Genomic DNA, 19,469 nt, shown 5'->3' with positions numbered 1-19,469 from the left:
GAATTTCGCCAAGCCATCAGACGCCATCAGGTTTGAACAAAATCGCATTTGGTCGATTGAATACCACGCAAATGCATACGGTCGACTGCATGCAAAAGTCGCGTGCGAGCCAGATTTCAAGAAACTGACCCGCCTTTGACCGAAAGGCTTAAGCCCCTGCCGCACCCCTTCTTCCCGCAGCAATCGCAAGCTCGATCGAAACCAGCAACCCCTCTTCATCGAAAGGCTTGCGCAGAAAACCCACCGCGCCACGCTGCATGGCTCGCTGAACCGTATCGTCGTCACCGTGCGCGGACATGAACACCACCGGAATGCCCCGATGCTCGGCGTTCAATCGACGTTGCACATCAAGCCCCTGCATCCCTCGCATTTTGATATCGAGCAGAACGCACATGGCATCGTCGACGGCCGACGAAGCAAGGAACTCCTCGCCCGACGAGAACATCGCGGTCGCGTAGCCAACGGCCTTGAGCAAATTGCCGACGCCGCGTCTTACCGAGGCGTCGTCATCGACGATGCAGACAAAGCTCATGTATGCCAATGCTCTCGTGGCTCGCGTCGCGGCAGATTCATCGGGAAGCGGCCGATACCAACACGAGCCTGCCGCCGCGCGCCGCAGCACCTAGCGTTCGCATGCGCGGCTCAGTGCGTGCAGACATCAAGACGCCAGCATCGTCGGACTCGCCCGACTTGAGCAACGCATAGTCGCGCGTCGTCTCCAGCAGGAAATAGTCACGAGTCGTGCTGTCGAACGAAGTCATCAGAAGACACTTCGAGGCGAGGCCGACGATCGCCTCCATGACCTCGTTTCGCGATAACCATTCGCACGCGGCGACTGTACAAGCCTCATCCAGCGAAAAGCGGTCGGGGAATACGGCGAGCCGTCGCAGCACTACGCGTTCGGCCGCGCCGAGCAGTTTGTAGCTCCAGTCGAGCGAAGCGGCCAAGGTCTGCTGCCGAGGCGGCGCAGTCCTGCGCCCGCCCGTCAGCGACTGGAACCGATCATCGAGTTCCGCGGCCAGCCTGCGTATGCCGAACACAGCCGCCCGCGCTGCGGCGAGTTCGAGTGCCAACGGAATGCCGTCGAGCCGGCGGCAGATCGTCGCGAGCATGTCGAGACTGCCGCGGTCCCGTTCGACCGACACATTTAGCGCGCTCATCTGCGCGAGAAACATCCGCACCGAGGCGCTGGCGATAATCGCTTGCGAGGTGGACTCGACATCGGGCATGTCGAGCGGCGCGACCCGGTAGCACTTTTCGTCGTGCGTGCGCAGTGGCTCACGGCTCGTCGCCAAAATTCGCAGCGCCGCGCACGCTTCCACGAGTTGTTGGGCGAGCGACGCGGCTGCCTCGATTACATGCTCGCAGTTGTCCAGCAACAGCAGTATCTTGCGGCTCTGAAGATCCGCGATGAGCGCTTTGATCGAACCATCGCTCATGGAACGGTCGATGCCAAGTGCTTCGGCGATGGTGTCCGCGACCATGCGCGCATCGTTCACGGCCGCGAGCGAAACGAAGCACACATCGATCTTTGCGTTAGCCGCAATCGAACGCGCCGCCGCGATGCCAAGCTGCGTCTTGCCAATACCGCCCGAGCCCAGCAACGTGACGAGATGCGCTTCCTGCAAGGCACCGACGATCTCTGCAAGCGCGCTCTCGCGTCCGATCAAAGCCGCGCGATGATGCGGCAGGGCGTCGAGATGCGTCGCTTTAGGATCCATTGAATCGGCAGGCGCGGACACGTCGACCGCATTCGCGAGCCGATAACCTCGACCGGACACGGTATGGATAGCCTGACCGTCAGCGCCGAGGACACGCCTGAGCGTCGAAAGCTGCACATGGATGTTGTTCTCGCCGACCACCGATTTCGGCCACACGTGGCGCAGAATCTCATCCTTCGTGACCGTTTTGCCATTTGCGCGAATCAGCAATTCGAGGATGTCGAACGCGCGCGAGCCGACCTCGAGCAGTCGCCCATCCAGACGCGCCTCGCGAATTTCCAGCGACACTACGATTCGACCGATCTTGATCATGCCGCACTCACGCCTGGTTGATTAACGGAACCGCCACGTTGCGCGCATGCGCGATCAGTCGTCGTACGGACGAGCATCCGCGGATACGAGACACACGAAGGCGCTCGCCTTCAGCACGCATTCCACCAAAGACAGCAAAAACAGCAGCGGCGATACGCGGAACTCGACCGGCAGCCCGAATGACATTGCCATCAGACCGATCGTGCAGAGCAACGCATAGACGATGCGCGCGACGCGGCTGCCAGTCAGCACGAACCCAACGAGCGCCAGCCACAAGAGTTTGCCGACGATGCATGCAAGCGCATCGCGCGCCGAGAGACTGATCCATAACTCGAACGGCAACTCGACGAGCGCCCACAGACCGGTCGCGAGAATCAAGCGGCGCGTCCACGCCCCAAGCGCGATGCGGCCGCTCAAGAACGTATCGGCAGAACTGGCTCGTCGTGAGGAGACTGGATCGTCGAGAAAGCGCATGACAGTGGTTCCTTGGCGGACTTCCGCGCGTAACGACGCGGCCTTTATCGAACAACACGCATTACCCGGCGACGTTCGTCTTCGTCTTCCAGCAGTACGGGGTATCGCCGACCATTCGCTTGAATACGGTCGTGAAGTGAGCCTGCGAGCGGAAGCCGCAACTCAGGGCGACATCGAGCATGTTTTGCTTCGACTCACGCAGCAGGCGCTGCGCGTATTCCACGCGGCGGCGCAGGAGAAACTCGTGCGGCGGCATGCCCGTCGCGCGGCGAAACTGCGAGGCGAAATGCATGCGCGTGAGCCCTGTGCTACCGGCGATATCCGCGAGGCCGATCGAATCGGCGAGATGGGCATCGATAAATTCGATCGCGCGATTGAGCCGCCACGCGGGCAAGGCGCTGGCCTCGCGCTTTTGCCGGTCGGCCAGCGTGAAGTGCCGTGCGACCAGGCGCGACACGATGGCGAAGCTGACGCTATCGGTGAACACCTTGCCCACCGCCGCGTCCTCCGATTGCGATACCGCGAGCGCCTGTCCGAGCCGTTCCAGCGCGGGGTCGCGCACGAGCTTGGGATCGTCGATACGAATATCGCCTGCATGCGGCCGCCCGAACATGTCCTCGAAGCATTCGCTCAAGACCTGTTGCCCGACGAAAAGATGCAGCACGTCGGCAGGCGACTCGAACACTGCGCTGCAGCGCACGTCGGGCGCCGTGATCTGCACGGCTCCGGCGGCGACGCGTCCGCGCACGAGCGTCTTGCCTGCATGAGAAAACGTGAGTGACGTGCACTTGAGACTCAGTGCAATGCAATGATGCGTCGCGCTCTCGACACTTGCGACTTCCACCGGCGACTTATCGTTGCAGGTCCATCGCGAGAGGAGAATGCCGCCGCGCGGACGGCTGCTGGCAGCGTCGTCGGGAGGTGTGCGCCATGCATGTTCCATTCCGATTCCGTTCGCCCGGCTCTTCTGCGCGACCTCGATTACGGGTTCGGGATACGACATCGACGAAATGGTCATGACCGGTCATCCAGTGAAGTTGTTTGAGCGACTTTGCATGGACTCCACGGTATCGCACGGCAATTCGTACAGCCAGTCGTACGTTGGGGTGGCTTGAATGACCGATGGTTGGTTCAGATCATACGGAGGTTTAGTCGGGGTTCGATGCGGCGCGGGCGGGTTGACTAGCGCGAGGTCTAACGCGGTGCGGTTGTTCAGACGGAGGCGGCAGGTGAGTTATACGTGGGTATAGGGTGTGAGCGGTTCGTCGTCGCGTGATTCAGTACGCACACTGCGCAATGCCAGTCGCCCTCGCCCAAGGCCAACCATCTCAAACCCCACCCCGCGCGCGCCTCACCGGCAATGCGACTCCCAACGCCTCCGCCTTCCTCACGAAATCAGCAAGGGAGCGCGCCCCCATCTTCCGCATGGCCTGCCCGCGATAGATTTTCACGGTGATCTCGCTCAGGCCCATCTCCGCCGCGATCTGCTTGTTCATGAGGCCGAGGCGACGAATGCCATGACCTCACGCTCACGTGCCGTCAACGTGTCGTAGCAATGCCGCAAATCCGCTACCGAACGGTTCGTCGCGCGACGCTGCGCATCGTTGGCCAGCGCCTGTTCCACCGCATCGAGCATGTCCTGATCGCGGAACGGCTTGGCCAGGAAGTCCTGCGCGCCGGCCTTCATCGCCTTGACCGTCATCGCGATATCGCCATGCCCCGTCATGAAGATGATCGGCAGACTCAGTTCGCTCGATGCAATCTGCTCCTGCACCGCAAGTCCGCTTTGTCCCTTGAGACGCACGTCGAGGATCAGGCAACTCGGCACATCCGGCATGTCGAACGCCAGAAACTCCTGCGCGGAGCCGAAGGTTTCGACCTTGAGGCCCACCGAACGCAGGAGATTGCTGACGGCTTGGCGCATCGATTCGTCGTCGTCCACCACGTACACCATGGCGCTCGCGGTGTTGTTGCTGGCGGCAGCGCTCGCATCGCTGCGCGGATGACTGCTCATCACATCTCCCTTCGTGAGCGGACAGAAGAAGATGCAAAGGCGCGCGGCCTTTTACATCGCCGAAAGCGCGCTGGAAGGAGCGGTCGAAGTGACGCGCTCCAGGAAAAGCGTGCTTCCCAAGCGATGATGCGCGAGGCCATCCACGCGACGGTACTTATTTTTCCTTAATCGTTCAAAAGGCGGCGCCGCGACGCTCACCCACGACCGCTCCCATGCGGCTGCAACGTCACCGTGCAAGTCATCCCCATCGCGAGCCTCATTCCCTCGGGAACACGATCGATATGAATCCGCACCGGCACTCGCTGCGCGAGCCGCACCCACGTAAAAATCGGGTTGACGTCGGCGAGCAAATCGCCGCTCGTCGGATTGTCACGGTCGGCGATCCCGCTTGCGAGACTATCCACGTGACCTTGAATGTCTTCACCGCCCGATAGCAGTCTGATCGTCGCCCGATCGCCCACTTGCACGTGCGGCAGCTTCGTTTCCTCGAAGTAGCCGTAGACCCAGAACGAGTGCGAGTCGATCAGCGCCATGCGCGCGGTCCCGGCCGTGGCGAAATCGCCCGGATAAAGGTTCAGGTTCGTGATGAAACCATCGGACGGCGCGCGCACCTCGCTGCGCGTCAGGTTCAGCGCGGCCGTCTCTTGCGCCACTACCGCTGCCTTCACGGCTGCCTCGGCCGCGTTGTAGGCGGCGACATCGGCGGCATGATCCGACGCCGATTGCCTGGCGAGCGATGCCGAATCCAGCCGGCTTTCGTCCGATATCACGTCGCCCGCAAGATTGGCGCGGCGCGCCGCCTGAGCGCGTTTCATCGCAAAACCGGATTCGCTCGCGGCCATGCGCGCCTTCGCCTGCGCCATTTGCGCCTGCGCACGCGCGAGATCGGCATCGGCCTGCGCCACGGCGTAATGGAAGCGAGCCGGATCGAGCACGAACAGAATGTCGCCCTTGCGCACGAGCTGGTTGTCCTTCACGCGTACGTCGCTGACGAGGCCGGAAACATCCGTCGCGACTTGCACGACCTGCGCGCGCACGCGCCCGTCGCGCGTCCACGGCGAGTACATGTAGTCGAGCCACAGCATGCGAACCAGCACGATCGCCACGACCAGTATCGTGAGCGTGAACCCCGCGCGCAGGATGGATTGCGTTTTCATCTTGATGTCATTGGGTGGTTTCATCGCCATGAGAGCAGCGAAGCGCCGCTGAACATCGCAGCGAAGAGCGCGACGCGAAAGAGGCTCGCGTGCCACGTAAAGCGATAAAACCCGAGCCGCGCCAGCACGAGATCGAGAACGACGAACAGCAGCACGCAGCCAGCAAGTATCGGCAGCAAGCCGGGCATGAGAAGCGAGAAGACGTCAATCTCGCGTGGCATCGGCGACTCCTTGCGTTGCTTCCCGCGGCATGGACGATGCAAAGCCGCCGCCCAGTTCCTTCATCAATAACGCCCAGGCATCGAGACGTTTCGCCCGAATCGTCGCGAGGCTTTGTTCCTGCTGCAACTGCGCATCCTGCGCGGCCAGCACGTTCAAAAACTCGGTGATGCCGCTGCGATACCCCGTGTCGGCAAGCTGAAACGACTTGCGCGCCGAATCGAGCGTGTCCTCGATCGACGCCTGCTGCTCGCCGAGCGAACGCAAGGTTACGACTTGCGTGGCAACGCCCTGCATCGCGCCGATCACGCTCTGGTTGTAGGCGTCGACGGCGGCATCGCGCGACGACACCGCGACGCCGTAGTTGCCGCGCCGCCGTCCGCCGTCGAAGATCGGCAGCGAGATCGCCGCGCCCACGCCGTGGCCCATGCCGTTGCTATCGACGAAGTTGAAGAAGCCGCCGAAAGTCGCCGCCGATCCCAGCGATGCCGTCGCCAGCAAGTTGATGTCCGGATAGAAATCCGCATGCGCCGCGTCGATGCCCTTGTCCGCTTGCAACACGCGCCAGCGCCCGGCCACCACGTCCGCGCGATGCCCGACGAGCTCGGCCGGCAGCGTCGCCGGCAGATCGACCGGCACGCTCAGCGCGAGGCCGGGACGGCGCAAGGCATCGGCATAACCCGGCCCCTTGCCCGCCAGCCCCGCAATGCCGATGCGCGAAAGCGCGAGTTGTTGCTGCGCTTCCTGCACGCGTGTCGTGCTCATGGCAAGTTGCGTCTGCGCCTGACTGACTTCGAGACCGCTGCCGACGCCCGCATGCCAGCGGCGCGTGGCGATATCGAGCGTGCGCTGCTGTTCGTTCTGCACGTCGCGATAGACATCGAGCAATGCGTATTGCAGCGACAACTGCACATAGCTGCGCACCACGGCCGTCTGCAGCTCGACTTCGGCGAAGCGCGCGTCGGCCGCCACCGCTTGCACGTTGTCGAGCGCGGCTTCGCGGATCGCGCGATTCTTGCCCCACAGATCGAGATCGTATGAAAGGTCAGCCTCGACGTTGTTGCTCCACACGGTCGTGCCGCCAGGCGGCGCGGGCGTGGTGTAGCGGGCATAACGTCTGCGCTCGAAGCTGCCGTTCGCGCTGACTTGCGGCAACTCGGCCGCGCCTGCGATCTGCGCCTGAAAACGCGCCGCGTCAATTCGCTCTTGCACCGCGCGCAGCCCGGGATTGCCTGCGGTCGCGTCCTGCACCAGCGTATCCAACTGCGGGTCGTTCCATTGACGCCACCACGCGTCGGCGGGCCATTTCGCATCGGCTTGGGTCGCGCGCAGAGCGGCACCGGCGTCGAGCGTGGCGGGGTCGATCATCGACTCGTGTGGGTGGATGCCGCCGCTCGTGATGCAGGCGGAAAGAAGCAGCGCGCAGCCGCTCGACGACAAGACCCACGACAGGCGGCGCGTGTTCATGCCGGCGTCTCCTTCGTTTGCCATAACGCGAGGCTGTCATCGCGCAAGGTCAGCTCGGTGAAATGCAGCAACGCGCGCATGCGATACCGCTTGAGCGTCGCCGTATCGGTCGCGATGTTGTCTCCGAGCGGCAGCATGTCGAGCGCCCGGCGCGTCGCTATGAGCGCGTTCTGCGCGGCTTCGGGCGTCGTGTTCGAGAACACGCTCGCCAGCGCCGCAAGCCATGCGTCCTGTTCCGCCGCCCAGCCTTCCGGCAAGGTCGCGCCGAGTTGCGCGGTGTCGAGACGAATCTGAATCATCGAGCGGCCGATCTCGAGCGCCGCGAACGCCCAGCCGATCAGACGGTCACGATTCACGCGGGCATCTACCGGCGCGGATGCAATCTGCAAGATGAAATCGCGCAAGCTCAGTTCGAATGTATAGAGCAGGTCGGCGAGGTCGCCATTGCGCGCGTCATGCACGATCAACCCGCGAATCTGCTTCATGTACCGCGCGGAGATCCAGTCGCCCGCGCGCGGAACGAGCACCGAGAACGCGACCGCCGCCACCGCGATTCCGCCTAGCAGCGCGAAGCCGGTGTCGAGATAAGCGCTCGGGTTATAGACCGTCGGGTTCGTAATGCCGACGATGAAGCAGAAGTACAAGCTGAAGCCGAGCCCGAGAATCGCCGTCTTCGGGAACGTGTTTAGATAGCTGCCGATCATCACCACGATCGCCATCGACGCCGCCAGCAACTCGAACGTCTCGATGCGCGGCAGCACGAAGAAATTAAACGCGAAGCCTGCAAGCCATCCTCCAAGACAGCCGCCGAAAATTTGCCAGCTTGCGACCGTCGGGTTCGGTGCAAGCGCGAACAACGCGCTCGTGATCGCCACCGCGACGATGGCGGTTGCGCCTCCGACCCAGCCCGAGGCGATCCACGCCGCGCCGACCGCGAGCACGGCGACGGCGGCGCGCGCACCGGCGATGGTCGCGGCCGTGCGATTAGCCGTGGCCCGAGTCCTGCCGATGCGGCCGATTGCCTGCAGCACCGACTGCGACCACGGCAAGCGGCCGATGGTGCGCGCGTCGATATAGCTTCGGCACATCAGGCGCAGATCGGCCATCGAAAAGAACAGTGCCGCGCCCGTCGTCGATACGAACTGACGCTGATGCGCCGACAGATCCGCGAGCGCCTGCAACAGCTTGCCGAGGCGCGTGGGCAAGGCATCCTCGAAGGCGTCGAGATCGCGCATCAGCGTTTCCACCGCTTCGAGCGTGACGAGTTGCGCGTCTGCCTCGTTCGGCACGACGGCGAGCAGCGCGTCGATGAGATCGTAGACGGCCGCGAGCGCGCGCGGGTCAGCTTCGGCGGCGACCCGTACCTTCAGTTGATGCAGCGCGTGAATCCACGCGACGGTATCGAGAAAACCGCGGTCGAGATCGAGATAGACATGGTTGTGAAGACGGATAGCCGGGTCTTCGAACACGGCGCCGCTGCGCAGGCTTTCCACTTCCACACGCTCGCGAATCAGCGCGAGGAAGGTGTCGAAACCGGTAAGCGTCGCGGTGCGGTCGAGCATCGCGTGCATGGCGTTGAGCAAGTCCGTGAAGTTCTTGCGGCTGGCCGCATAGAGCGCGGGCGTGACAGAGCGCGGAAAGATCACCGCGCTGACCACGCTCGCGCAGACCACGCCGATCACCACCTCGCTCACGGTGAATACGACGTTGTCGTACACGCCATAAGGATTGGACCACGCCGGTATGGCCGTGATGGCGGTGCCGTATCCTGTCAGCACGAAACCATACGACTGAAAATTGCGGTAGTAGGACGCGCCGAACACGCACGCGCCGATCCACACAGCGAGCGCGATCAAAAAAAGCCACGGCTGCTGCGGAAACAGCGCGATGAGAACGAGCCCCGCAAAGCTGCCGCACACCATGCCGAGCCCGCGATAGAAGCCACGCGCGATCACCATGCCGCTTTGCTGATGCATCATCACGATGATGCACGAGACCATGGCGGTGGCCGGCGTGCGCAGTTCGAGCCGCATGCACACGCCCATTGCAAGCGACATGGCAAGCGCCACTTTCGCGATATGCCTGAAGCGCGGTCCGTCGTCGCTCCAGTATGTCTTCAGCTCTTCCCGCCATCGAGGCAGGGCCGCGCTGCCAGCATCGGCTTGCAGGGTCATGGGGCGCTCGTCGCTTGTTCGTGCGGATATTTGCGTGGTATGGAGTCTGCTGCGAACGCGGACCAGGCAATTGCACAATCGCACGCTTTTTGCGCATGCGCTGCATGAAATGACCGGCTTTGAGACGTGCTCGCGTAGTCAGGTCCGGCTAATCTTTGTATGATGCGTCCCAACACAACAGGTACCAGCCAGCCATGCCGAGAAAAGCGCGGAACAGCGAAACCCCGCCGAAGATCGAAGACGTCGAACAGGAAAAGCTCGTCACGCGCCGCTTGGCGCCGGAGGTTCGCGAACGGCAGATCGTGCTCAAGGCCGTCGATCATTTCGCCACGCATGGATTCTCCGGCAGCACGCGTGAACTCGCGCGTCAACTCGACATCACGCAGCCGCTTCTGTACCGCTACTTTCCGAGCAAGGAAGCGTTGATCGACCGCGTGTACGAAGAGGTCTATCAGTGGGACACGAGCTGGGAGAACCTCATCAAGGACCGCGACCTGCCCATTCAGGAACGCATGGTGCGGTTCTATTCGGCGTATTCGGTGGTGATCCTGCGGCGCGAGTGGATTCGCATCTTCATCTTCGCGGGACTGACGCGCGAAGGCATCAACTCGAAATATCTGACGCGTCTGCGTGAGCGCGTGTTTCTTCCGGTGATGGCGGAGATTCGTCTTGCCTATGGACTGCCCGCGCCCGCCAGCGCGCGTCAGCGGGAGATCGACCTCGAACTGATCTGGAGCCTGCACGCCAGCATTTTCTATCTCGGCGTGCGCAAGTGGATCTACGGTCTGCCTGTCACCGACGACGTCGAAGATCACATCGCGCGTCAGGTCGACGCCTTCTTGAACGGCGTGCCCGCCGCGCTCAAACACGCAACCAAGCAGCCCGCGCGCATCAAACCGGGCGCCAAAGCCTGAGTCCGCTTCCAGGCCGGCAAACGCGCCGGCCGTTCGTCTTATTCCCATCGCATCACTCCCGCCTCGTGGTTTTTCAGGGTAAACACCGGCGATGCGCCGCTTTATCCCGCTCCCCGCTTCACCTACAATTTATCAAACGATCACTAATCGATCGATAAATAATTTGTCAGGAGCCGAAGATGCCTGTTACGAAACTTGCCCACTACTCGATCCGCACGACCGATCTCGAACAGTCGTGCCACTTCTATGAACGCATCCTCGGCTTCAAGCGCGGCTATCGTCCGCCCTTCGACTTTCCCGGCGCGTGGCTCTACAAAGGCGGCGACGAAGTGGACTTCGGCACGGTTCATATCATTGGCGTGGATCCGAACAATCCCGAAGGACTCACCGCATATCTCGGCGACAAGGCCTTGCCCGCGAGGGGAACGGGCACGGTCGATCACATTGCGTTTCTCGCGACGGGCGTCGAAGAGATGTGGCAGACGCTGACAAGCGAAGGCATCGCGTGGCGCGATCGCACGGTGCCAAGCCTCGGCTTGCATCAAGTGTTCATCGAAGATCCGTCGGGCGTGACTATCGAACTCAACTTCCCCGCCGAAGAACTGAGCCGCCTCACGCATGCACGACCGTCGAGCAAGCAAAACCCCGTCAGCGAAGGAGAATGAGCATGGTCCAGAGTTCCAAACGATCCAGAGCGATCATCGTCGGCGGTTCGCTCGGCGGGCTTTTCGCAGCGAACCTGCTGGTGCGTAACGGCTGGGATGTAGACGTGTTCGAGCGCGTGCCGGATGAACTCGCCGGACGCGGCGCGGGCATCGTGACGCATCCCGAACTTTTCGATGCACTCGGCGCAGCCGGCATTCAAATCGACGATGGCATCGGCGTGAAGGTGCGTTCACGCGTGACCTTCGCGCAGGACGGCGCGGTGCTGTCCGAACGCGATCTGCCGCAAACGCTGACCGCGTGGGGCAAGATGTATCACGTGCTGCGCGCTGCGCTTCCCGACGTGCACTATCACGCTGGAGTAACGGTGGCATCGGTGGAAGATGACGGCGATCGTGCAACCGTCACGCTCGGCGACGGGGCGGTATTGCATGCCGATCTCGTCATCGCGGCGGATGGCTTCAAATCGGCTATTCGCGAGCGCTTGATGCCCGAAGTGAAGCTGCAATATGCCGGTTATATTGCGTGGCGCGGTCTTGTCGATGAAGCCTCGCTGTCGCGTGAAACCCGCGACGCGCTCTTCGACAAGTTCGCGTTTTGCCTGCCACCGCGCGAGCAAATTCTCGGCTATCCCGTGGCCGGCCAGGGCAATAGCACGACGCCCGGCGAGCGCCGCTACAACTTCGTGTGGTATCGCGCAACGAGCGAAGATGTCCAGCTTCCCGATCTGCTGACCGATGCATCGGGCAAGCGCTGGACCGGCGGCATTCCGCCGACGCTCATTCGCGCCGACGTGCTCGCCGACATGGAAGACGCCGCGCTCACGCTGCTCGCACCGCAATTCGGCGAAGTCGTGACGCGCGCGACGCAACCGCTCTTTCAGCCTATCTTCGATCTCGAAGTGCCGCGCATGGCGATCGGCCGCATTGCGCTGCTGGGCGATGCCGCGTTCGTTGCGCGTCCGCATTGCGGCATGGGCGTGACCAAGGCAGCCAGCGACGCCATGACGCTCGTCAAGGCACTGAAGACGCACGGCGATGTGCAAGACGCGCTTGCCGGCTACAGCCTCGAACGCACGCAAGTGGGCACGGCTATCGTGCAGCACGCGCGCCATCTCGGCGCATACATGCAGGCGCAGTTGAAGACGGAAGTCGATCGCGAGATGGCCGAGCGCTACCGCACGCCCGATGCCGTCATGCGCGAGACCGCCGTTCCCGCGCGGTTCTGATGACAAAGGAGACGACGTGGATTACAGCGCCCCAACCTATGCGATGAACGCGCACGTCATCGCCGAAGACCCGCCGCCGCCCATGGCGAACCCGTTGCTCGACGACCCGCGCTTTCAGGCGCTCGTGCAAAAACGCCGCGCCTTCTCGTGGATGCTCACGCTCCTCATGCTCACGGTGTACTTCGCCTTCATCCTCACGCTGGCATTCGCGCCCGCGTTGCTCGGCCGGCCGATTGTCGCCGGTTATCCCGCGACGTGGGGCATTCCAGTCGGCTTCGGCATGTTCGTCTTCACGTTCGGCATCGTGGCGGTGTATGTCGCGCGAGCCAACACTTTCCATGACCGCGCCGTGAACGAAATCCGGCAAGGAGCACGGCAATGAAACGTATCTCTCTTTCGCTCGGCGCGTTGATGGGCGCTGTCACTTCGATCTCTGCCGATGCCGCCGAAGTCGCGTCGGCGTCACGCTCGCATAATCCGATAGCGATCGGCATGTTCCTCGTTTTCGTCGCATCGACATTGTTCATCACGCGCTGGGCGGCAAGAAAGAACCACGGCGTGTCCGATCACTACGCTGCGGGCGGCAAGATCACCGCGTTCCAGAATGGCTGGGCAATAGCGGGCGATTACATGTCGGCCGCGTCGCTGCTAGGCATCTCCGCGCTGGTCTTCACGAGCGGCTACGACGGCCTCATCTATTCCATCGGCTTTCTCGCGAGCTGGCCGATCATCCTCTTTCTGATCGCCGAACCGTTGCGCAACCTCGGCCGTTATACGCTCGCCGACGTGGTGTCCTATCGCCTGCAACAACGGCCGATTCGCGCGTTCGCCGCGTCGAGCTCCATCGTGATCGTGCTGCTGTACCTCGTCTCGCAGATGGTCGGCGCGGGCAAACTCGTCGAACTGCTGTTCGGCTTCGACTACACGGCGGCGGTCGTGCTGGTCGGCGTGCTCATGGTGGTGTACGTGTTCTTCGGCGGCATGCTCGCCACCACATGGATTCAGATCATCAAGGCAGCGCTTCTGCTGGCGGGCGCGGCTTTCATGGCGTTCATGGTGTTGAGCCGCTTCGGCTTCAGCATGAACGCGCTCTTTGCACAGGCGATCCTCGCGCATCCAAAACACGCCGCGATCATGAGCCCTGGCGGTTTGGTATCCGATCCCGTCTCCGCCGTTTCGCTCGGCCTCGCGCTGATCTTCGGCACGGCCGGACTGCCGCATATCCTGATGCGCTTCTTCACGGTCGGCGACGCCCGCGCCGCGCGCAAGAGCATTCTGTACGCGACGGGCATCGTGGGAATCGGCTATGCGCTCATCATCGTCATCGGCTTCGGCACGATTGCGCTCGTGGCGACCGATCCGCTCTATCACAGCGCATCCGGCGGCGTGATCGGCGGCGTGAACATGGTGGCCCTGCATCTGGCGCATGCGGTGGGCGGCAACGTGTTCCTCGGCTTCATGTGCGCGGTCGCGTTCTCGACGATCCTGGCCGTGGTCGCGGGCCTGACGCTCGCCGGTTCCTCGGCGGTATCGCACGACCTGTATGCGAACGTGCTGCGCCGCGGACGCGCGACGGATCGCGAGGAAATGCGCGTGTCGCGGCTCACCACGCTCGTGCTCGGCGTGCTGGCCATCTTGCTTGGCATTGCGTTCGAGAAGCAGAACATCGCGTTTATCGTGAGTCTCACGTTCTCGATCGCGGCAAGCTCCAATTTTCCGGTGCTGTTGCTGTCGATCTACTGGCGCGGCCTTACCACGCGCGGCGCGGTGATAGGCGGTTCGCTCGGTCTGATCTCGGCCGTCACGCTCACCATCCTGAGCCCGACCGTCTGGGTCCAGGTGCTTGGTCACGCGCACGCCATCTATCCGTACGAATATCCCGCGCTCTTTTCCATGCTCGTCGCCTTCGCGAGCGTGGTCTTCTTCTCGATCACCGATCACTCGGCGCGCGCCGTGCGCGAACGTGCGCTCTATGGCAATCAGCTCGTGGACTGCGAGCTCGGCATGATCAAAAACGGCTGAGACAGGCCGATCGAATTCCATCACGGAGACATGACTCATGGATTGCACTTGCTGCATCTCGCCGAAGCGCCGTCGTCTGCTTGGAACCATGGCCGCGCTCGCGGGCGGCTTCGCTTCGGGCCTTCCGAACGCATCCGCCCGAGCCAATGCGACAGTCAAAGGCAAATCGATCGACATTCACGCGCACTATTACCCCGAAAGCTATTGCGAACTCGTCGGCAGCGACGGCGATAAATTCGGCGGCAAGTTCACCTGCGATGCGAGCACCTTCAGCTTTCAGACGCCTGCTGGCGGCCTCGGTCCGCTGCCGCTCAAATTCATCCGTATCGACGAACGGCTTGCCGATATGGACGCGTCCGGCGTCGACGTACAGGCGCTCTCGCTCAGCGTGCCGATGGCCTATTGGGCCGACCGCGCCTTCAACGCGAAGCTGGCAACGACATGGAACACGGCGGCATCCGCGGTGCACGTGCAGCATCCGACGCGCTTCGTCGTCCTCGCGACGCTGCCGATGCTGAACGCGCACGACGCCATCGACGAACTCGAACGTGCGTCCGAATTGCCGGGTGTACGCGGCGTCTATATGGGCACGAACATCAACAACCGCGATCTCGACGATCCGTTGTTCGAGCCGGTCTTCGCGCGCATCGAACAACTCGATTTGCCGGTGTTCCTGCATCCGCAACAGACGGTCGGCGGCGCGCGGCTCACCGACTTCTACCTGAGCAATCTGCTCGGCAATCCATTCGATACCGCCATTGCCGGATCGCATTTGATTCTCGGTGGCGTCATGGACAGGCATCCGCGACTTAACGTCACCTTGCCGCACGCGGGCGGCGCGTTGCCTATCCTCATGGGCCGTATCGATGCAGGCTGGAACGTGCGGCCCGAAACGCGGAGGCTTGCGCAGAAGCCAAGCAGCTACCTGCGCCGCTTCAATTACGACACGGTGTCGCATTCCGGGCCGGTGCTCGATTTCCTGATACAGAACATCGGCATAGACAGGCTCGTGCTCGGCAGCGACTACTGCTTCGATATGGGTTATGAACAGCCGGTGACGTTTCTGGACCGCCTCGAGCTGCCGCCCGAGCAGAAGAACCTGATCCTCGGCGGCAACGCGGCGCAATTGCTCAAGATATGAGATTGGCGCCCGGCGACTGAACGAAAATTAATATTTGTCTCGGACAATTTCCAAGATAATCCACGGATTCCGCCGGTTATGACCATCGCTTGATTATGGCAACGCAAACGCCGCATGCGTGAGTGCAGCGTGACGAGCAAGGGTGACGGACCATGTTCAACCAGACAGATATTTCCAGCACCACGGCGCCGCGTCAGAAAGACTCGCTCGGCTGTCTTTCGACGCAGCTGCACAAGGACCTCGAACTGCGCGCGGGCGACTTCACGTTCTATCGCAAATGCAGGCGCGAGGAAAAGACGAGCGAAGTCGTCACGCCCGCGTCCGATCGCGGCTTTCTCATCGGCGTCTCGCTCGCGGCGGGACATCGCCGGCGCATCATCACGGGTAGCCGTTCGGCGCTGCACGAGTTCAGGAAGGACTCGGTCTACATCCGCAATTTCGAGGACGACTACCGCGCCGATCTGCACGGCGCGTTCGACTTCGTGCTGATGGAATTTTCGCGGTCGTTCATCGTGAACACGGGCTATGAGCGAAACGGCACGACCATTTCCGGCTTCTCGGCGCCGCCCGGACGCGAGGACGCCATCTTCGGCCAGCTCGCGCAGGTGCTCGCGCTGACGCTGGATCGTTCGTCCGAGACCAGTGCGCTTTTCCTCGAACAACTCGGCGTCACCATCGGCACGCATCTCGTGGATCGATACGGCGACGCGACCGCGAAAGCGCTCAAGCCGGGGCCGCGTCTTTCGAGTATTCAGGAAGCGCGCGCCAAGGAGATGCTGCTCGCCAAAACCGATGACAACGTATCGCTCGAAGCCATCGCGAGTGCATGCAACTTGTCGCGCAGCTACTTCATCCGCGCGTTTCGCGAGACCACGCAGCGCACGCCGCATCAATGGGTGCTGGAGCAACGCATCGAACATGCGCGCATGCTGCTTAGCAAATCGACGTGGTCGCTTGCGGAGATCGCCATTGCATGCGGCTTCTCCGATCAAAGCCACTTCAGCCGCACGTTCTCGCAACTGGTCGGCACGCCGCCCGGAAACTGGCGCAGGCAAGCGGGTAATTGACACAGCCTTTCTTCAGTCGATACCTCGCGTCGCCACATCCATAGACTTTCATACAAAGCATCGCACTTACGTGCAATACGCATGAACGGCGCTGCGCTAACTTGATCGTGCCGAGGCTGCGCACGCCACTTTCTTATCCCGCGCCGACCTTAGCTTCTCCCTCGCGTTTCGCTCCCTTTCCCCAACCTGGAAACGTCACGATGCAAATAGGCGGATTTCAGATCGATCTGGAGATGCGCGCCTTATGGCGAAACGGCGAACTCGTGCGTCTCGGCTCGCGCGCTTTCGATATCCTCGCCGTGGTCGCGGCGGCTGGCGGCCGTCTCGTCTCGAAGGACGAGGTGATGAACGCCGTATGGCCCGACACCGTCGTCGAGGAGAACAATATTCATGTTCATCTCTCGGCGTTGCGCAAGGTGCTCGGCGCGGACCGCGACCTGATTCTCACCGTGCCCGGCCGTGGCTATCAACTCCTGCAACGCAAGCCGAGCACGCCATCCGATGAAGCGCGGCTCAAGCCCGCTTGCGGCCGCCGTCTTCCGCCGCAAAAATCCGCGTTGCTCGGACGCGATACGGAAATCGCCACGATCCGCGCCATGCTGCGCAACTCGCACGTGTTGACGGTGACGGGCGCGGGCGGCATCGGCAAGACGCGGCTCGCTATCGAGGCGGCCCGTCATAGTGCCGAAGACTTTCCAGAACCGGTGTGCTTCGTCGAACTCGCCGCGTTGACGACGCGCGAGGGCGTGCTGTGCGCCATCGCGGAGAGTTGCGGCATTGCCTTGCCCGATACGCATATCGATGTAGCGCGCGTGGCCGCGACACTCGCCGGCCAGTCGAAACTCCTGCTGCTCGATAACGCCGAACATGTGGTCGGCGCCGTGGCGCAGATCGTCGATGCACTCGTCGCCGGCAACGAAAAGCTGCGCGTGCTGGTGACGAGCCGTGAGCCGTTGCGCGTGATGGCAGAGAGCATCTTCCGAGTGGAACCGCTCGACGTGCCTCCCGCCGATGCCGCGGACGCCGATATTCTCCGATGCTCCGCCGTGAACCTCTTCATCCTGCGCGCCGATTCGTTGCAGGAAAGCGTGGCGACCGACAGCGCGGAGATCCGGCTCGTCGGTGAAATCTGCCGGCGTCTGGACGGCCTCCCGCTTGCCATCGAACTGGCCGCCGCGCGCGTCGCCGCGCTCGGCGTGGAAGGCGTCTGCCGCAGGCTGGACGACCGCATGGCGATTCTCGCGGGCGGTTACCGCACCGCGCTGCCGCGTCATCAAACCTTGCGCGCCACTTTCGACTGGAGCTTCGCGCTGCTCGACCGCGACACGCAATCCGTGTTCTGGCGGCTCGCGCTCTTTAGCGGCAGGTTCTCTTTCGAGTCGATGTGCGCGGCAGTCTGCGACGAAGAGCACACGACAGCGGACGCCATCGGCGGCATCACCGAACTGGTCGCGAAGTCGCTCGTGAGCGTCGAATTCGAGCGCGCCACCGCGCGCTATCGTCTGTCGGAATCGACGCGCGCCTATGCGCTGGAAAAGCTGCGCGCCAACGGCGAATTGCGCGAGATCATCCGCCGCAATGCGCGTCATGTTGCACGACAGATCGCGGCCACAGCCTGCGGCCTCGACGACCATCCGGCCGCCTTCCAGCACACGCTGGACGATGCGCGCGTCGCGCTCGACTGGGCGATGTCCGTGGACGGCGATGTCCGCGTGGGTATCGAACTGGCGTCGCATCTCGTCGGCGCACTAAGCGACGCGCATCTGTTCGACGAGTGCCGCATGCGCGCCGCGCTCGCCGTCGATGCCATCGCGAAGCTGCCGGCGGGAACGGCAGACGCAGCGATCGAGAAGCGGCTGCGCGCGGCGTTGACAGCGGCGGCGCCCGTGGTCCACGAGACGCCGCCGCTGCCTGCGCGACCCGCCCGCTGGCCGCTTTCCAGGCGCTTGCACAAGCCTGCGCTGACCGCCACGCCGCTTACGACTGGATGAACTCCAGCAGGTCCGCGTTGACGCGATCCGCGTGCGTGGTGCACATGCCATGCGGCGCGCCTTCGTAAATCTTCAGCTTCGCGTTCGGCATGAGCTTCGACGAGAGCTTGCCGGAATCGTCGAGCGGAACGATCTGATCGGCGTCGCCTTGCAGCACGAGCGCGGGCACCGTGACCTGCTTCAGGTCTTCGGTGAAGTCCGTCTCCGAGAACGCCTTGATGCAGTCGTACATGCCTTTGATCGAACCCAGCATGCCGAGCAGCCAGAACGAATCGATCGTGCCTTGCGACACTTTCGCGCCGGGCTTGTTGAAGCCGTAGAACGGCATCGCGAGGTCCTTGAAGAACTGCGCGCGGTTATCGTGCACGCCTTTGCGAATGTCGTCGAACACGGATAGCGGCAGGCCGCCCGGGTTCGCTTCGGTCTTGAGCATGATCGGCGGCACGGCCGAGACCAGCACGACCTTCGACACGCGCTTTGCGCCATGACGCGCGATATAGCGCACCACTTCTCCGCCGCCGGTCGAATGGCCGACCATCATGATGTCTTGGAGATCGAGCGCTTCGATCAGCTCGGCAAGATCGTCGGCATAAGTGTTCATCTCGTTGCCGTTCCACGGTTGCGATGAACGGCCGTGGCCGCGACGGTCATGCGCGATCACGCGATAACCGCGTTCGGCGAGGAACATCATCTGCGCGTCCCACGCGTCGGCATCGAGCGGCCAGCCGTGAGAAAACGTGATCGCCGGGCCCGTGCCCCAGTCCTTGTAATAGATTTCCGTGCCGTCCTTGGTCGTGATGTAAGCCATGTCCGCTACTCCTTCTCGATTGATTGACCGGCCCGTGCCGGTGTGTCATGCGTGAAGGGAGTATTCGCGATTCGTGGCACGGCACGCTTGGTTATCG

At 62.7% G+C, this 19,469-nt stretch carries 17 protein-coding genes and 1 pseudogene; 8 read left to right on the top strand and 10 right to left on the bottom strand.

What is annotated here, in order from left to right:
• Positions 1–148 precede the first annotated feature (148 nt).
• The 9 genes and pseudogenes from NCT04_RS23440 to NCT04_RS23400 all read right to left on the bottom strand — a co-directional run bounded on the left by NCT04_RS23440 (position 149) and on the right by NCT04_RS23400 (position 9,538).
• Positions 149–532, bottom strand: coding sequence for a response regulator transcription factor (locus NCT04_RS23440; RefSeq protein ID WP_244831254.1), 384 nt, complete (start codon positions 530–532; stop codon positions 149–151).
• A 37-nt stretch (positions 533–569) separates the two neighbouring features.
• Positions 570–2,033: an ATP-binding protein gene (locus NCT04_RS23435; protein WP_250467928.1), complete on the bottom strand. Its 1,464-nt coding sequence runs from the start codon at positions 2,031–2,033 to the stop codon at positions 570–572.
• Between the two features lie 54 nt (positions 2,034–2,087).
• Entirely contained in the window at positions 2,088–2,507 is a 420-nt protein-coding gene (locus NCT04_RS23430) for a hypothetical protein (protein ID WP_250467927.1), read from the bottom strand.
• 61 nt (positions 2,508–2,568) lie between these two features.
• On the bottom strand, positions 2,569–3,525 hold the full coding sequence (locus NCT04_RS23425; RefSeq protein WP_250467926.1) for a helix-turn-helix domain-containing protein: 957 nt from the start codon (positions 3,523–3,525) through the stop codon (positions 2,569–2,571).
• Between the two features lie 310 nt (positions 3,526–3,835).
• Positions 3,836–4,521, bottom strand: a pseudogene (locus NCT04_RS23420) (response regulator transcription factor).
• Positions 4,522–4,715: 194 nt separating this feature from the next.
• Positions 4,716–5,678 carry an HlyD family secretion protein gene (locus NCT04_RS23415; protein ID WP_250467925.1) on the bottom strand — a complete coding sequence of 321 codons (963 nt, stop codon included), beginning with the start codon at positions 5,676–5,678 and terminating at the stop codon, positions 4,716–4,718.
• A gap of 20 nt (positions 5,679–5,698) precedes the next feature.
• Entirely contained in the window at positions 5,699–5,899 is a 201-nt protein-coding gene (locus NCT04_RS23410; RefSeq protein ID WP_244831248.1) for a DUF1656 domain-containing protein, read from the bottom strand.
• Positions 5,883–7,364, bottom strand: a complete 1,482-nt coding sequence (locus NCT04_RS23405) for an efflux transporter outer membrane subunit (protein ID WP_250467924.1) — start codon at positions 7,362–7,364, stop codon at positions 5,883–5,885. The genes NCT04_RS23410 and NCT04_RS23405 overlap by 17 nt, the downstream gene beginning before the upstream one ends.
• Complete coding sequence (locus tag NCT04_RS23400; RefSeq protein WP_250467923.1) at positions 7,361–9,538, bottom strand: FUSC family protein; 2,178 nt, start codon at positions 9,536–9,538, stop codon at positions 7,361–7,363. The genes NCT04_RS23405 and NCT04_RS23400 overlap by 4 nt, the downstream gene beginning before the upstream one ends.
• A gap of 194 nt (positions 9,539–9,732) precedes the next feature.
• Here NCT04_RS23400 and NCT04_RS23395 point away from each other — a divergent pair, with 194 nt between their 5' ends.
• The 8 genes from NCT04_RS23395 (at position 9,733) to NCT04_RS23360 (ending at position 18,564) form a co-directional block, all read left to right on the top strand.
• Positions 9,733–10,452 carry a TetR/AcrR family transcriptional regulator gene (locus NCT04_RS23395; RefSeq protein WP_250467922.1) on the top strand — a complete coding sequence of 240 codons (720 nt, stop codon included), beginning with the start codon at positions 9,733–9,735 and terminating at the stop codon, positions 10,450–10,452.
• Between the two features lie 179 nt (positions 10,453–10,631).
• Positions 10,632–11,117 carry a VOC family protein gene (locus NCT04_RS23390; RefSeq protein WP_250467921.1) on the top strand — a complete coding sequence of 162 codons (486 nt, stop codon included), beginning with the start codon at positions 10,632–10,634 and terminating at the stop codon, positions 11,115–11,117.
• Positions 11,114–12,343, top strand: a complete 1,230-nt coding sequence (locus NCT04_RS23385) for an FAD binding domain-containing protein (RefSeq protein ID WP_250467920.1) — start codon at positions 11,114–11,116, stop codon at positions 12,341–12,343. Before NCT04_RS23390 ends, NCT04_RS23385 begins: the two co-directional genes overlap by 4 nt.
• 16 nt (positions 12,344–12,359) lie before the next feature.
• A complete protein-coding gene (locus tag NCT04_RS23380; protein WP_350030035.1) occupies positions 12,360–12,725 on the top strand; it encodes a DUF485 domain-containing protein in 366 nt (121 codons plus the stop codon).
• On the top strand, positions 12,722–14,365 hold the full coding sequence (gene actP, locus NCT04_RS23375; RefSeq protein ID WP_250467919.1) for a cation/acetate symporter ActP: 1,644 nt from the start codon (positions 12,722–12,724) through the stop codon (positions 14,363–14,365). Before NCT04_RS23380 ends, actP begins: the two co-directional genes overlap by 4 nt.
• A gap of 37 nt (positions 14,366–14,402) precedes the next feature.
• Positions 14,403–15,506 carry an amidohydrolase family protein gene (locus NCT04_RS23370; protein WP_250467918.1) on the top strand — a complete coding sequence of 368 codons (1,104 nt, stop codon included), beginning with the start codon at positions 14,403–14,405 and terminating at the stop codon, positions 15,504–15,506.
• Positions 15,507–15,658: 152 nt separating this feature from the next.
• Positions 15,659–16,573, top strand: coding sequence for a helix-turn-helix transcriptional regulator (locus NCT04_RS23365; protein ID WP_250467917.1), 915 nt, complete (start codon positions 15,659–15,661; stop codon positions 16,571–16,573).
• Positions 16,574–16,773: 200 nt separating this feature from the next.
• Positions 16,774–18,564 (top strand): ATP-binding protein, encoded by a 1,791-nt coding sequence (locus tag NCT04_RS23360; RefSeq protein ID WP_250467916.1) that lies wholly within the window; start codon positions 16,774–16,776, stop codon positions 18,562–18,564.
• Here NCT04_RS23360 and NCT04_RS23355 read toward each other — a convergent pair.
• The gene (locus tag NCT04_RS23355; RefSeq protein ID WP_244831237.1) at positions 18,551–19,372 is read right to left on the bottom strand and encodes an alpha/beta fold hydrolase; all 822 of its coding nucleotides are present in this window, start codon (positions 19,370–19,372) and stop codon (positions 18,551–18,553) included. The genes NCT04_RS23360 and NCT04_RS23355 overlap by 14 nt on opposite strands.
• Between the last annotated feature and the right edge of the window lie 97 nt (positions 19,373–19,469).

Source organism: Caballeronia sp. GAFFF2, from assembly GCF_023631485.1.
Lineage (GTDB): Bacteria > Pseudomonadota > Gammaproteobacteria > Burkholderiales > Burkholderiaceae > Caballeronia.
Note: the sequence above shows the minus strand (reverse complement) of the source record. Positions and strands in the feature narration are given on the sequence as shown.

Coding starts and splice junctions, on each gene's coding strand:
- NCT04_RS23400 (WP_250467923.1), bottom strand. CDS start 9,538: ATGACCCTGCAAGCCGATGCTGGCAGCGCGGCCCTGCCTCGATGGCGG.
- NCT04_RS23390 (WP_250467921.1), top strand. CDS start 10,632: ATGCCTGTTACGAAACTTGCCCACTACTCGATCCGCACGACCGATCTC.
- NCT04_RS23405 (WP_250467924.1), bottom strand. CDS start 7,364: ATGAACACGCGCCGCCTGTCGTGGGTCTTGTCGTCGAGCGGCTGCGCG.
- NCT04_RS23355 (WP_244831237.1), bottom strand. CDS start 19,372: ATGGCTTACATCACGACCAAGGACGGCACGGAAATCTATTACAAGGAC.
- NCT04_RS23425 (WP_250467926.1), bottom strand. CDS start 3,525: ATGACCATTTCGTCGATGTCGTATCCCGAACCCGTAATCGAGGTCGCG.
- NCT04_RS23430 (WP_250467927.1), bottom strand. CDS start 2,507: ATGCGCTTTCTCGACGATCCAGTCTCCTCACGACGAGCCAGTTCTGCC.
- NCT04_RS23410 (WP_244831248.1), bottom strand. CDS start 5,899: ATGCCACGCGAGATTGACGTCTTCTCGCTTCTCATGCCCGGCTTGCTG.
- NCT04_RS23440 (WP_244831254.1), bottom strand. CDS start 532: ATGAGCTTTGTCTGCATCGTCGATGACGACGCCTCGGTAAGACGCGGC.
- NCT04_RS23385 (WP_250467920.1), top strand. CDS start 11,114: ATGAGCATGGTCCAGAGTTCCAAACGATCCAGAGCGATCATCGTCGGC.
- NCT04_RS23365 (WP_250467917.1), top strand. CDS start 15,659: ATGTTCAACCAGACAGATATTTCCAGCACCACGGCGCCGCGTCAGAAA.
- actP (WP_250467919.1), top strand. CDS start 12,722: ATGAAACGTATCTCTCTTTCGCTCGGCGCGTTGATGGGCGCTGTCACT.
- NCT04_RS23415 (WP_250467925.1), bottom strand. CDS start 5,678: ATGAAAACGCAATCCATCCTGCGCGCGGGGTTCACGCTCACGATACTG.
- NCT04_RS23395 (WP_250467922.1), top strand. CDS start 9,733: ATGCCGAGAAAAGCGCGGAACAGCGAAACCCCGCCGAAGATCGAAGAC.
- NCT04_RS23435 (WP_250467928.1), bottom strand. CDS start 2,033: ATGATCAAGATCGGTCGAATCGTAGTGTCGCTGGAAATTCGCGAGGCG.
- NCT04_RS23360 (WP_250467916.1), top strand. CDS start 16,774: ATGCAAATAGGCGGATTTCAGATCGATCTGGAGATGCGCGCCTTATGG.
- NCT04_RS23370 (WP_250467918.1), top strand. CDS start 14,403: ATGGATTGCACTTGCTGCATCTCGCCGAAGCGCCGTCGTCTGCTTGGA.